General features: G+C 40.7%; 8 protein-coding genes and 1 tRNA gene. 6 read left to right on the top strand and 3 right to left on the bottom strand.

Going from position 1 to position 15,311, the window contains the following annotated elements:
• Nucleotides 1-88: 88 nt before the first annotated feature.
• Nucleotides 89-1,078: an aspartate-semialdehyde dehydrogenase gene (locus tag IPJ16_18080; protein ID MBK7629076.1), complete on the top strand. Its 990-nt coding sequence runs from the start codon at nt 89-91 to the stop codon at nt 1,076-1,078.
• 393 nt (nt 1,079-1,471) lie between these two features.
• Here IPJ16_18080 and hflX read toward each other — a convergent pair whose 3' ends face one another.
• The 3 genes from hflX to IPJ16_18095 form a co-directional block, all read right to left on the bottom strand.
• Nucleotides 1,472-2,677: a GTPase HflX gene (gene hflX, locus IPJ16_18085; protein MBK7629077.1), complete on the bottom strand. Its 1,206-nt coding sequence runs from the start codon at nt 2,675-2,677 to the stop codon at nt 1,472-1,474.
• Between the two features lie 144 nt (nt 2,678-2,821).
• On the bottom strand, nt 2,822-3,994 hold the full coding sequence (locus tag IPJ16_18090; GenBank protein MBK7629078.1) for a hypothetical protein: 1,173 nt from the start codon (nt 3,992-3,994) through the stop codon (nt 2,822-2,824).
• Between the two features lie 89 nt (nt 3,995-4,083).
• Entirely contained in the window at nt 4,084-4,872 is a 789-nt protein-coding gene (locus tag IPJ16_18095) for an energy transducer TonB (protein MBK7629079.1), read from the bottom strand.
• 96 nt (nt 4,873-4,968) lie between these two features.
• On the opposite strand from IPJ16_18095, the gene IPJ16_18100 reads away from it, so the two are divergent.
• From IPJ16_18100 to IPJ16_18120, 5 genes are all read left to right on the top strand, one after another.
• Nucleotides 4,969-5,042 (top strand) — tRNA-Ala (locus IPJ16_18100).
• A gap of 156 nt (nt 5,043-5,198) precedes the next feature.
• Nucleotides 5,199-6,170, top strand: coding sequence for an aldo/keto reductase (locus tag IPJ16_18105; GenBank protein ID MBK7629080.1), 972 nt, complete (start codon nt 5,199-5,201; stop codon nt 6,168-6,170).
• 179 nt (nt 6,171-6,349) lie between these two features.
• A complete protein-coding gene (locus IPJ16_18110; protein ID MBK7629081.1) occupies nt 6,350-7,699 on the top strand; it encodes a PEGA domain-containing protein in 1,350 nt (449 codons plus the stop codon).
• Nucleotides 7,700-7,707: 8 nt separating this feature from the next.
• Complete coding sequence (locus tag IPJ16_18115) at nt 7,708-11,319, top strand: DUF1566 domain-containing protein (GenBank protein MBK7629082.1); 3,612 nt, start codon at nt 7,708-7,710, stop codon at nt 11,317-11,319.
• A gap of 42 nt (nt 11,320-11,361) precedes the next feature.
• Entirely contained in the window at nt 11,362-15,282 is a 3,921-nt protein-coding gene (locus tag IPJ16_18120) for a DUF1566 domain-containing protein (protein MBK7629083.1), read from the top strand.
• The last annotated feature ends 29 nt before the right edge of the window (nt 15,283-15,311 follow it).

Genomic DNA, 15,311 nt, shown 5'->3' on the forward strand with positions numbered 1-15,311 from the left:
GCGACGAATTGAAAAAAAAGCTAATTTTGACCGTTTTAACTTACAAGTAAATTTATAAAATACATAACATTATTCCAAACATTTAATTATGAAGATAGCTGTTGTAGGAGCCACCGGCATGGTAGGCCGCACAATGATGAAAGTTCTGGAGGAAAGAAATTTCCCTGTTTCGCAATTACTACCCGCCGCATCAGAAAAATCGGTTGGGAAAGAAGTTATCTTTAAGGGGAAGGCCGTTAAGGTAGTAAGTGTTATGGAAGCTGTAGAAGCAAAGCCTGAATTTGCTATCTTTTCAGCAGGAGCTTCAACTTCGAGGGAGTGGGCACCCGTATTTGCCAAAAACGGTACTGTTGTGATTGACAACTCCTCTTACTGGAGAATGGATAAGAACATCCCTCTCATAGTTCCTGAAATAAACAGTCATGTAATCAAAAAAGGTGACAGGATAATCGCAAACCCAAACTGTTCAACTATACAGATGGTAATGGCTTTGGCTCCTCTTCACCGGAAATATAAAATCAAGCGCCTTGTCGTTGCTACTTATCAGTCGGTTACCGGTACCGGTGTAAAAGCTGTTGCCCAGATGGAGAATGAGAGAATGGGAATAAAAGGAGAAATGGCTTACGCTCATCCCATTGACAAGAACTGTTTCCCCCACGGTGGTTCATTTCAGCCCGACGGTTATACCACAGAGGAACAGAAACTTCTTGACGAGACACGTAAAATACTTGAGGATAACACAATACAGGTAACTGCCACTGTTGTAAGAATCCCTGTTGTGGGGGGTCATTCAGAAGCAGTAAATATCGAATTTGAAAATGATTTCAATATTGACGATGTAAGATTTCTCATCAGTCAGTTCCCCGGTGTTATTGTATATGATAGTCCGGCTGAAAACAAATATCCGATGCCTCTGATGGCTCATAACAGGGATGAAGTTTTTGTCGGCAGGATCAGAAGAGATCTCTCGAGGGAAAAGTGTCTGAACCTGTGGGTTGTATCAGATAATATCAGGAAAGGTGCGGCTACAAATGCAGTTCAGATTGCAGAATATATGTCGGCTAATAAATTGTTCTAAAACTCAACCCAATAGCCATCAATCTAAGGATTGAGGCTAAGTGAGAAACTGCATAATAAAGTTTCCCCTCCTTTTGAAGGAGGGGTGGTCGGGAGTGCTCATTATCTGACTTTTACAAAATTAGATTTCCCGACCGGGGTGGTTGATTCATTGATATCTTTTTACCTCTATTTGTAGGAAAGACATGAATTGTAAAAAATTATGCTAGAAAATCCTTCAAAAGAAAAGATCCGGAATTTGAATAAACAATCAACCACCCCGGCCGGCATCAGCATTTGTATCATAATTTAAAAGTGGTCCGGCCACCCCTCCTTCAAAAGGAGGGGAAATGTATCTGGCAAATATTCAATACTGAAATTCTATTTTGTACACCTTAAGTTGATGTATAAGCCTTTAGGGAGCAGGGGGCGCTTCATACAGGAATTCATTATAAGGATACCTTTTAATATGTATCTTTTTCACCTCTTCGTAAAGGACATTGCGGAGCTCCTCGACATTTTCCTTTGTCTTCGCAGAAATAAATACTGTCTTATGGTGCTTATCGGAAGCCATCCAGGTTTTCTTCAGATCATCAAGTGAGATATTCTCTCTCAGCACCGGTGTGAGATCATCATCATCCTTGGCAGTATAGGTAAAAGCATCTATTTTATTGAAAATAATAATTGTTGGTTTATCTGTAGCACCCAGCTCCTTAAGTGTTTCATTCACAACAGTTATCTGCTCCTCAAAACCCGGATGGGATATATCTGCAATATGAATAAGAAGGTCCGATTCGCGCACCTCATCAAGAGTTGACTTGAAAGACTCAACCAGATCATGAGGAAGCTTGCGAATGAATCCCACAGTATCGGAAAGCAGGAAAGGCAGGTTCCCGATAACAACTTTTCGTACCGTTGTATCGAGGGTGGCAAAAAGCTTATTCTCAGCAAAAACATCTGATTTGCTGAGCATATTCATAAAGGTTGACTTCCCAACATTTGTATAACCAACAAGTGCCACCCTGACCATCTTTCCACGATTTTTACGCTGCGTGGCCATTTGGGTGTCGATTTTTTTCAGCTGCTCCTTGAGAAGCGAAATTCTTTCTCTGATAATCCTTCTGTCAGTTTCAATCTCCGTTTCACCGGGGCCTCTCAGACCAATACCCCCGCGCTGCCGCTCAAGATGAGTCCACATACCTGTAAGCCTTGGTAGCAGATACTGATACTGAGCAAGTTCTACCTGTGTACGTGCATGTGAAGTACGGGCTCTGTGAGCGAAGATATCAAGTATCAGGTTAGTACGGTCCAGAATTCGGCATCCCAAAGCTTTTTCAATATTCCTGATCTGACTGGGTGAAAGCTCATCGTCGAAAATGGCGATATCAATATCGTTCTCACCAACAAATAAGGCTATCTCCTCAATCTTACCGGAACCTACGAATGTGCGCGGATTAGGTGTATCCAGTTTTTGTATAAACCTCTTTACCGGTTCAGCCCCTGCCGTTTCTGTCAGAAAAGATAACTCCCCCAGAAATTCCTCAACTTCACGTTCATCCTGTCCTGGATAATTAATCCCGATCAGAATTGCCCTTTCTAACGGCTTATTGGTTTCTATCATTAATATTAAATAAATCTGAATTTAGACTTTTAAGTGAAAGGTCTGAAGACCGAAGTCCGAAGACCGAAGTAGTAAAAACTTCCGACTCCGGACTTCTGTCTTCCAACATCTTTCTTCCGACTTCCGTCTTCGGTCTTCCGTCTTTTAGTTTATAAACCTCCTGTTATTCTGAATTGCGCCCCTGATAGCCATCTTAAGCGACTCTGAGCATCTGATAACCATTTCTATATCGGTTGGAAACGGCACAATAGATGTTTTGGTCCTTTCAAGCTGTTTAGGCGTTAGTGCCTGTACATCACCAAGTGCACGTGAAGAAACATTCTCAAAATTTGACTGAGCCCCAATCGGATCTTTTTTCAGCACTTTATTGGGATTCATCTGAATCACTTCAACATCACCATCAATGCGGCAAGCTTTTGTCTGGATCGTCTCGATCAATGCACACTGAAGGGTCTTATACTTTTTCTGTTTGATGTCATTCCCAAGAGAATCCCTCATCACGTTTCCCTTCTTATCGAGAACATATGTGAATCCGTCCTCAACATCTCTCTTGATAACTGTATCTTTCTGCAAAGTACCGTCCGGACTAACAGCAACGTTCTTAACATTTACGTTAACGAAATAGTCATACTGTGTATTGGCATTCAGATTCTGTGTATGATACTCAACCCATTCTGAATTCAGACTGGGAAGATCGAGAGCAAGAAGGTCCTGCTCGAACTCTTTAGGGAATTTGATTATTGAGGTGTTCTGAATGGAAACGAACACTCTGCTCATTCCTAAATACTTAGCCTCCTGAATTTTATTATCGATACCTTCATAATCGCCAACATAATTCTTTGCCCGTACAAACTCAGCAAAGGCCTGACGGTAATTCTCCTTGATATTTGTTTTCATCAGCTCTGTACCATGAGCAAAATAGAACTCAGCCGCTTTGCGTTTTGCATTTACCATTTCAGGGACATAGTCCACGTAAGGAAAATCCACAGTCTGACTCTTACTTTTCAGAGGAGTTACTGTTCTTACCAGCGACTGTCTGTCATTCAGAGCCTTATAAATCAGGTAGATCTCGTCCCAGTTGTTAGGACGTCCTTCCATTTTCAGAAATCTTATTCTTTCATTGTCGAGATCATTAACTACTTTATACGACTGTGAAAGAATTGCTATCTGTTTTTCATCGTCAGGATCTCTGCGCAATTCCCTTACAGCTTTATCAATTGCTGCGTCGTAATTACCTTTTTCAAGCTGTTTTTTTGAAGATCCGCATCCTGCAAGAATGACTGTCAGAACAAATACAAAGGGTATAAATTTTTTCATAATGATCGATGTTTTATAGTGCTGATAAAGGTAAGAAAAACATGGAAAAAACAAATTGTCCTGTGAGCTGAAGTCTCTGATCTGATTTATCAGAATACAAAATTGAGCCACATTGAATATCTTACCCTCACAGGCTGACCCCTTTGCAGTCCGGGACTCCATTTAGGGGATCCCTCTATTGCCTTAACGGCTTCAACGTCGATTATCGGATCGACACCTTTAACTACAGTAACAGTACTGACTGAACCGTCGGCCTCAACAATAAATGTAAGAAATACCTTTCCCTGCAGTTTTCTATCGATTGCAATTTGCGGATAATTGGTGCGTTTCTGAACCCAGTCCCTGAATTTATTAATATCACCTCCTTTGAATGAGGGCATTACTTCAACAAGAAAAAAAGGCTCATCTGATGTTACGCCGCCGTCTCCCGAAAGAAGCTCATCTCCTGAACCTGATCCGACTACCTGAATCTGGTCGTTGTTGCTCTGGTTTTCTAGCTGATCATTCGTTGGTAATGACAACTCAAGAGGAGGAACAGAATCAACAACAACAGGAGGAACATATTTTACAATCTCCTGAACTTTAGAGGCTTGTGGCGGTGGTGGTGCAGCAGGAACAATTATCTGCTCTGGTGGTGGTTCAAAATTCTCCATACTAACCTGCACGAAACTGGCTCCCCCTGCAAGCACATGATCTGAATCAGGTTTGAACACAAAAGGAAGAACAACAGCAGAACTTACCAGTAGTACTGCAACAATAATACTTGCAAAAACAACGGAATTATACTTTTTCCTCAGCATAAATGCACCATAATCCCTGTTCCGCTTTTCAAAAAGCAGATCATCAAAATCCAGTACATCCCTGAGGTTATCGAACATATTAAGCTAAACTTCTTTGTAATGACGCGCAAAATTACAAAATAGTGTCTTTCTGCCAAAACTTAATTTTTTTTTATACATTTGCGGAGAACAGCAGGGGGATTAGCTCAGTTGGCTAGAGCGTTTGACTGGCAGTCAAAAGGTCAGGAGTTCGATTCTCCTATTCTCCACCCTCGCCCTCCGAAGCTTTAGCGTAGGAGGGCTTTTTAATTTAAGAAGATCTGGCTCTCTAAAACTTTTTCGTGCTACAGAGGACACAGTCCACATTTTTTTTGCCGGCAGTTCAAAAATAACTACATTAGTACATAACTTTAATCATAAAACCTATGAAATACAGGAAACTTGGCCGGACAAACTGGAATATAAGCGAAATAGGCTACGGGATGTGGGGAATGGCAGGATGGAGTGGATCTGATGATGATGAATCAGCAAAATCCCTACAGTTATCAGTCGATATGGGCTGTAACTTTTTCGACACTGCCTGGGGTTACGGAGCCGGAAAAAGTGAGGGACTCCTCGGAAACCTTGTTAGAGCAAACAAAGGAAAAAAGCTTTATACCGCAACCAAGATTCCACCAAAGAACTTTAAATGGCCAAGCAAAAGGGAATATTCACTTGACGATTGTTTCCCTCCAGATCATATTGAAGAATATGTCACCAAAAGTCTTAAGAACGCCGGTCTTGATTCGTTCGATCTCATGCAGTTCCATACCTGGGAAGACAGTTGGTTAAAGGATGTGAGAGGCATAAGGAAGATGCTTGACCTGAAAGAACAGGGGTTATTCCACGCTATTGGGATAAGCATGAACCGCTGGGAGCCATGGAACGGGATCAAAGCAGTCGAAAGCGGGTTTATTGATACTGTACAGGTTATCTATAACATATTTGATCAGAATCCAAAGGATGAACTGTTTCCTGCATGCAGGGAGATGAATGTAGGTGTTATTGCCAGAGTTCCTTTCGATGAAGGCTCTTTGACCGGGACTCTTACAAAAGAGAGCAAATGGCCTGCGGGTGACTGGAGAAATACATATTTTGTTCCTGAAAATCTTATACCGAGTGTTGAACATGCTGATGCTCTCAAACCACTTCTTCCTGAGGGAATGACCATGTCGGAAATGGCACTCAGGTATATCCTGGGAGAACCGACAGTTAGTACAATCATACCCGGGATGAGAAAACCTGCTCATGCTAAAATGAACATAAAAACTAGCGATGCCGGACCGTTGGATGCGAAGCTTATGAAAAAACTTGAGAAACACCGCTGGGACAGGGAACCTAATGAATGGTCACAATAGGACTTGATATAACATGTTAATGTAAGGAAGGGTAGCGGTTTTATGCAAGGAAGGGTCGCGACCCTTCCCTACCTCAAACTAAATTTCTTTTAGAATATTAATACCCGATTCAATTTTTTTAGCCGAATAATTGTTGTAAATAAATTTTTATTATCTTCGGTTTATTCAAATAGTAGTTAATGAAGCGTTTCCATCTACTTCTGGTCCTAATAATTACTCCTTCATTCCTTTTTTCTCAAAACATTACAGTTAAATCGTTCAGACAGCTACAAAATGACATGGATGCCAGGGTAACCTTCTCCAAGCCTGATCAGAATGGTGACAAATGTGCAATAATAAAAGTTGTTTCAGCAGAATCTGAATTAACCTGGGATGGAGACATGCTAGGGATAGTTTCAGTAGAGAAAAAAACGGGGGAATATTGGCTCTATATTCCTCATGATGCAAAACGTCTTACAATAAAACATGATAAGTTTGGCCTCCTTAGGGACTATGAATACCCGGTACCAATACTTGAGGCAACTGTATATGAACTGATTTTAGGAACACCTTCAATTGATCCCGAACCAAAAGATATTGTCAACCAATATCTTACTATCAATGCAGAACCTAAGGGTGCTAAAATCTACATAAATAACAATCTGGAATCAACCGATTCTCTTAAAAAGTTACTGATACCAGGAAACTACCAATACCGGGTAACAGCTCAATTTTATCATCCCGACAGTGGTAAGGTTTTCGTTACTCCTGATCATGGAGAAAGCTTAAATATCTCATTGAAACCAAATCATGGTTTTATTAGTCTTTCTTCCTTTCCTAAGCAAAAAGCAAAGGTTTATATTGATGGGGGTTCTACAAATCTTGTTACACCATGCTTAACCGATAAACTAATAAGCGGGGAACATACTATTTCAATCTCAAAAAAGTTTCACAGATCATCAACTCAAAAGGTAACCATCACTGACGGGAACACTGAAGAAGTAAAAATAACATTACAGAGCGACTGGACATTCGTCAGAAATTATTTCAAGTCCCACAGATTTTCAATAAATCTCGGATATTACAATACGACCTTTTCAAATTCTTTCTTCAAAGAAAACATTTTGAATGGAAATATTAAAAGGGGGATTGGATATGCTGCAACTTTGAATTTCAACCTTTTTCCCCTGATCTTTGATATGACATACTTTTCAGCCAGATTCACAGTAAATAATATTGAAGCCTTCAAACCAAATAGTATGATAATTCATCGTGGAGGTGAGGTTTCTGTCAATATTATCCCATACCCCATCGGAGTGGTTGTATTTCCATATTTAGGAGCAGGGTATCAATACTCGCAGTTATATACATCATCTCTGTCGAGTGAAGGTACAGGATCTGACAATACATCATTACCGATTATTAAGGGAGGAGTAAAAATCAGAATATCAAAGTTGTTAGTATTTGGAGAATATAAAAAAGGAATTGACTTTAATGGATCCGGGTATGCTTCCGGACAGATTTTTAGCGGAATCGGATGGGTTTTCTGAAAATTAAAATGAAAATATCTGAATGGTCACATAGAATTCTTTTACTCTTACCTATAGTTCTTCTCTCATGTGACAACAAAAATGAGGAAGTCTTTAATGGTATATTTTCAAAAACCGGTTCCCTGGCAACAATTCTTACTACCCCTGCCACTTCTGTTACCGACACATCAGCAGAAGCCGGAGGAAACCTGACAGATAACGGAAGCACTTACATAATTGCCCGTGGAATATGCTGGGGCACAGATCAGAATCCTGATACTTCTGACTTTACAATTGAAACCGGCAAAGAACCCGGCGAGTTTGTCTGCAGTATTACCGGACTTTCAAAAGGTACACTCTATTACATGCGTGCCTATGTTTCAAATAATATTGGTACGGCTTATGGAAACCAGGAAACTTTTACTACCCTGAATATTCCTGCAATTACCACTTCTCCTATTTCTGATATTTCAGATACTACTGCTGTCTCGGGGGGAAACATTACTGCCGATGGAGGGGTAAATGTAACAGCCAGAGGAGTCTGCTGGAGTACAAAGCAGAATCCAACAATTACAGACACTATCTCAAAGGATGGTTCCGGAAAAGGAATTTTTACAAGCTCATTGAAAAGACTGGTCCCAAATACAACATATTATGTCAAAGCCTGGGCAACAAACAGCATTGGTACAGCTTATGGAAATGAACTGACATTTACAACAACCTCACCAACTCTTTTACTACCAACACTTACCACAACAGCAATATCGGCAATAACTCAAACTACAGCTGTGAGTGGAGGAATTATTACCAGCGATGGAGGTGCGAAGGTTACTGCACGGGGAGTATGCTGGGGTACATCTTCAAATCCGGTAGTAACCGGTTATCATTTAAATGGTGATACAATATCGGGAAATCCATCATCTTTCTCCAATTTAATATCCGGGTTAACGGCTAATACAACTTATTATGTCAGGGCTTTCGCAACTAACAGCATTGGAACTGCCTATGGAAACGAGTTTTCATTTACCACATCTGTTGCTGTAACTGTGATACCTTCTATCTCAACAAATGCGATAAGTTCAGTAACCCAAATTACCGCTACGTGCGGCGGAAATATTTCAAACGATGGAGGTGCCAATGTAACAACACGTGGAGTATGCTGGAGCACATCGCCAAATCCAACTATATCACTTACAACAAAGACATCAGATGGCACAGGTACCGGAACTTTCTCAAGTTCAATAACAGGATTAGCACCTGGTACTTTGTATTATGTGAAGGCATATGCATCGAACAGTGCCGGAACAGCTTATGGAAATGAAATAAGCTTTACAACACTTCCGGCAACCGGAGGAACAGTAACTGATATTGACGGAAATGTTTACAATACTATAGTAATTGGCACTCAAACATGGCTAAAAGAAAACCTTAAAACCACAAAATATAATGATGGCAGCTCAATACCTATTGTTGCCGATAATATTGTATGGAGTACACTGACTTCAGGCAGCTACTGCTGGTATGATAATGCACCGACATTTTCAACATCCCCGTATGGGGCATTGTATAATTGGTATACAATTGATGCAACAAACAACGGGAATAAAAATATCTGCCCTACTGGATGGCATGTTCCTACCGATGGAGAGTTTACAGCTCTTGAATCATACTTAGGAGGAGTAACAATTGCAGGGGGCAGGTTAAAAGAAGTAGGAAATCTTCATTGGTTAGCTCCTAATACTGGTGCAACTAACGAGACAGGATTTACATCATTGCCTGCAGGCGGTCGGAATGAGGATGGCTCGTTTTCAAGCATGGGAGTTCAAAATTACCTGTGGAGTTCAACTGAGAATGGAACTACTTTTGCATGGGCCAGGCAAATACTTAATAATAGTACTAATTCCATTAGGATTTATTTCCTTAAGCAAAGTGGCTATTCGGTTCGTTGTATTCTGGGTACAATACAGGTATTACCATCAATATCAACAGCTTCTGTTATGAGTATAACTTCAACATCTGCTATATGCGGTGGAAATATTACATCTGATGGAGGCGCTAATGTTACCACTCGTGGTGTTTGCTGGAGCACATCTGCAAATCCAACTATTTCTGACTCAAAGACTACTGACGGATCAGGGATCGGAACATTCAGCAGTAGCATAGGTGGACTGTCATATGCAACAACCTATCACGTACGGGCCTATGCTACAAATAGTATTGGCACTTCTTACGGGCAGGATTTAACGTTTACAACATTAAGCCCATTACCAGTTGTAACAACTTCAACAGTTACATCAATAACAAGTGTTTCTGCAGTTTCCGGAGGCGATGCTTCAAGTCCATACGGACCATTGATAACAGAACGCGGAGTCTGCTGGAACACCTCACCAAATCCAACTACAGCAAATAACAAAACGATTGATGGATCGGGATCAGGAACATTTACAAGCACCATAACAGGATTAACTGTTTATACAACCTATTACGTAAGAGCTTACGCTACAAATGGTTCAGGCACCACATATGGAAATGAAAGGAGTTTTATAACAGCTCCAATTGGGACAACAGTTACTGATATTGATGGAAATGTTTACAATACTGTTGTAATAGGCACACAAACCTGGATGAAGGAAAACCTGAAGACAACTAAATACAGGGATGGGTCTTCTATTCCAATTGTAACTGATGATCCTATGTGGATTTCAAGTGAAAAGGATGCATACTGTTGGTTTAATAATGATCCGGCCACATATAAAGAAGCATATGGGGGATTATATAACTACTTTGCAATTATAGATTTTAGATATCTCTGTCCTACAGGTTGGCATGTTCCAACAAACAGTGAATGGACAACTTTAACTCAATACCTGGGAGGAGAGAGTGTTGCTGGGGGAAAATTAAAAAGCATTACAGGTTGGAATAGTCCAAATACAGGCGCTACCAATGAATCAGGGTTCACAGCTTTAGCAGGAGGATACAGATACCACAACGGCCCATTTAGCGGTCATGGAGAATTTACAATATTTTGGAGTTCTACTGAGTATGATCTGACAAATTCATTTGACAAAATATTATATTATAATGAATCCAACTTTATGACAGGAGGATGGAACCCTAAACAAAGTGGTTTTTCTGTCCGTTGTCTTCAAGGTGAACCACTGACTCCAGCAATAGGCGACAACTATCAGGGTGGAAAAATCGCTTATATTTTCCAGCCAGGAGATAATGGTTATATTGCGGGTCAGATACATGGTCTGATAGCTGCACCTTCAGACCAGAGTACCAGTGCAGAATGGGGCTGTTCAGGGATGGCAATATCAGGAGCTGATGGTACAGCAATTGGAACCGGTAATCAAAATACAATTGACATTGTGAATGGATGTACCACAACAGGTACGGCAGCAAAATTGTGTTCCGATTTGATACTTAACGGATATAGCGACTGGTATCTCCCAAGCATTGATGATCTGAATAAATTAAACATAAACAGGATTGCAATAGGTGGATTTGCTGTTGGCTATTACTGGTCATCAACTGAGATATCTGATATTGCCGGATGGCCCCTTGCCTTTAACACAGTCAGCATGAGCCCCAACAGTAAAAGCAGCTTATACTTCGTTCGCGCTGTTCGGACTTTTTGAATGGATTGAAGTAGTTATGATATCAGTCTTATATTTTACTAAATGTTTCTGAACCTGAAATATATCACCAACAGAATTCTGATACTAATAATATTACTACTTATCTCGTGCAGCAATGAGAATGAAGAGGTATTTAATGGCATATTTTCAAAAAATGGTTCTCTGGCGACAATTCTTACTATCCCTGCCACTTCTGTTACTGATACATCAGCAGAAGCCGGAGGAAACCTGACTGATAACGGAAGCACTTACATAATTGCCCGTGGAATATGTTGGAGCACAGATCAGAATCCTGATACTTCTGACTTTAAAATTGAAGCCGGGAAAGAAACCGGAGAGTTTGTTTGTAGTATTACAAGACTTTCAAAAGGTACAATCTATTACATGCGTGCCTATGTTTCAAATAATATTGGAACTGCATATGGGAACCAGGAATCTTTTACTACCCTGAATATTCCGACAATTACCACTTCTCCAGTAATATCAATAACTGATTCAAGTGCAATGGTTGGGGGAGAAATAACAGCGGACGGAGGTACTCCTGTGCTATTCCGTGGAATTTGCTGGAACAGATTACAGAATCCGACTCTTGCTGATTCTCTCTTTTTGGCTCAAGGTTCAGGAACTGGAATTTATTCCAGATTATTAAATAAATTACTGCCTAACACAACGTATTATGTAAGAGCTTACGCCACCAATCGTGTTGGGACAGCTTATGGAAATGAACTGACATTTACAACAACCTCACCAACTCTTTTACTACCAACACTTACCACAACAACAATATCGGCAATAACTCAAACTACAGCTGTGAGTGGCGGAAATATTACAAGCGATGGAGGTGCAACTGTTACCGCAAGGGGAGTTTGTTGGAGCTCTTTCCCTAATCCAACGATAGCACTAACTACGATATCATCTGATGGAAACGGATCAGGTTCTTTTACAAGTTCAATAACCGGATTAACTCCTGCAACTCTATATTATGTAAGAGCATATGCTACGAATAGTGCCGGTACTGCTTATGGGGGCGAAGTTACTTTTACTACCAGTTCTGGAGCGACAACAATTCCTTCCCTGAATACTGAGACTGTTACTTCAATTACGCAAACCAGCGCTAAAAGTGGAGGAAATATTATAAGTAACGGAGGAGGGACAATAACCTCCAGCGGAGTATGCTGGAGCACATCTGCCTTTCCAACCATAGCTCTGTCAACAAAGACAGTAGATGTTCCTGCTGCAGGATTGATAATGAGCTCTCTAACAGGATTAACTCCAAACACGCTTTATTATGTCAGAGCCTACGCAACTAACAGTATAGGAACTGGTTATGGAAATCAGATTAGTTTTGCAACACTTTCATCCGGTAGTTCAACAGTAACTGATATTGATGGATATGTTTACAATACAGTAGTTATTGGTACTCAGACATGGATGAAAGAAAATCTTCGGACAACCCGATTCAGAAATGGTGCAACAATTGCAAATCTTACCGATGGAGCAGCATGGATTGTTACAGATTCAAGTGCATATTGTTGGTATAATAACGATATAGTCAATAAAAACCCCTTTGGTGCATTATATAATTTCAGTACAGTTGTTGATGGTCGTTACCTTTGTCCTTCTGGATGGCATGTCCCAACTGATGCTGAATGGACAATACTTACTGACTATTTAGGTGGTGAGAACTTAGCTGGTGGTAAACTAAAAGAAGCAGGTACTACTCACTGGGTTAGTCCAAATACAGGCGCAGACAACAGCACTGGATTCACCGGACTTCCTGCAGGCGTTAGAACAGATTATGGTGCTTTTATCGAATCGGGAACTTTTGGTTCGTTTTGGTCTGTAAATGAGAACTCTCCCTCAAGCACTGCTGCATGGAGGAGGTTTTTTACTTCCACAGAATCCGGTTTTATCAGACAAACAGAGGGCAAAATTGACGGAATGAGTGTAAGATGTCTGCAAGGAGAAGGACCGGTTTATGCCCTTGTTAAGTCTGTAACAACAACTGTCCTTTCATCCACATCTGGTTTAAGTGGAGGGATTATTATTTCTGATGGGGGATCTTCTATTATTGCACGAGGCGTTTGTTGGAGTACAAGTCAAAAACCAGTTGTCGCTCTGCCTACTGTCACATCTGATGGTGCAGGAACAGGTACTTTCTCAAGCACGATTACAGGTTTAAGTCCCTCAACAAAGTATTATGTTAGAGCCTATGCAACAAATAGTCTGGGCACGTCTTATGGACCTGAAATGAGTTTTACCACAAATCCTGCAGGTCCATCCCTTCCAACAATAACAACTAATGCAGTTTCTGAAATTCTTGACAGATCTGCAAAAAGTGGCGGAAACCTTGTCAGTGATGGAGGCGATCCAATAGTTGCAACAGGCGTCTGTTGGAGCATAAACCCAAATCCAACAATAATCAATAATAAAACTACAGGTATTCTGGGAGTTTTTACAAGTTTGTTAACAGGACTTGTACAAGGCACAACATATTATGTGCGAGCATATGCAACAAATAGCGTTGGAACTGGTTATGGCAACGAAGTAAGTTTTAAAACTCTTGATATAGCTTCCATTGTTACATCAGGTTTATCAGCAGTAACTCAAACATCTGCAACTTGCGGCGGAAATGTGATAAATGATGGCGGGGCACCTGTCACGGGAAGGGGATTATGCTGGAATACAACACCAAATCCAACCATAATGAATAGTAAAACCTCAGATGGAACCGGGAGTGGAATCTTTGTAAGTTCATTGACCGGATTGACTTCAGGAACTACATATTATGTCAGATCATACGCTACAAACTTTGTTGGAACAGCTTATGGTAATGAGATAAGTTTTACAACACTCCCTCTTGTAGGTTCCACTGTAACTGACATTGATGGAAATGTATATAACACAATAACAATAGGAACGCAAACCTGGTTGAAAGAAAATCTGAAAACCACAAAATTCCGTGACGGAACAGCCATTGCATACGGGTCTGATCCGGCTACATGGAATGCTTATAGTAATTTAAATACAGCTGCTTACTGCTGGTACAACGATGATTTAAATAATAAAAACATATATGGGGCACTATATAATTTTCATTCAGTAATAGATGGACACAAACTTTGCCCTACGGGTTGGCATGTACCAGCAAATGCTGAATGGACCGTACTTGAAAACTACATTGGGGGAAGCAGTTTTGGTGGAGGGAAGCTAAAGGAATCTGGCACTGCACACTGGTTGACACCTAATACCGGAGCTACTGATGAGTATGGATATTCAGCTCTTCCAGGTGGATATCGTAGTAGTACTGGTGGATTTACTGGAATTGGTAATGGAGGTTACTACTGGAGTTCAACTGAGAATCCAGTTTCTATTTGTTATGGCAGATATTTGAGTTATATGTCAGTTTTAATTGAGACTGCACCAGCTGCGGGCCCAAGAGGAACAGGGTTTTCTGTAAGGTGCCTTCAGGGCGAACCTGCGCCTCTTGCAATAGGCGATTGCTACCAGGGCGGAATTGTAGCCTACATTTTTCAATCTGGCGATCCGGGATTTGTATCTGGTGAAACACATGGCCTTATTGCTGCTCCAAGCGATCAGAGTACGTCTGCAGAATGGGGCTGCGTTGGGATAAGTATTAGTGGTGCTGATAGTACCGGACTAGGAAGAGGTAACCAGAATACAATCGACATTTTGAATGGTTGTGCAACCGCTGGTACAGCAGCAAAAATTTGCAGTGATCTGGTCTTAAACGGTTATAATGACTGGTATCTGCCAAGCAGAGATGAGCTAAACAAGTTATACTTAAGTAAAGAAAAAATTGGAGCTTTTACATTAAATTTTTATTGGAGCTCTAGCGAGTTCGGCATTGGCCATTCCTGGTACCAGCACTTCTTTAACGGTACACAGGGAAATGTTAACAAAGATAACTTAGCCAATGTACGAGCTATCCGATCCTTCTAATACTACAAAATATCTCATGGGAGAATTTA

This window comes from Bacteroidales bacterium, assembly GCA_016709865.1.
GTDB lineage: Bacteria > Bacteroidota > Bacteroidia > Bacteroidales > VadinHA17 > LD21.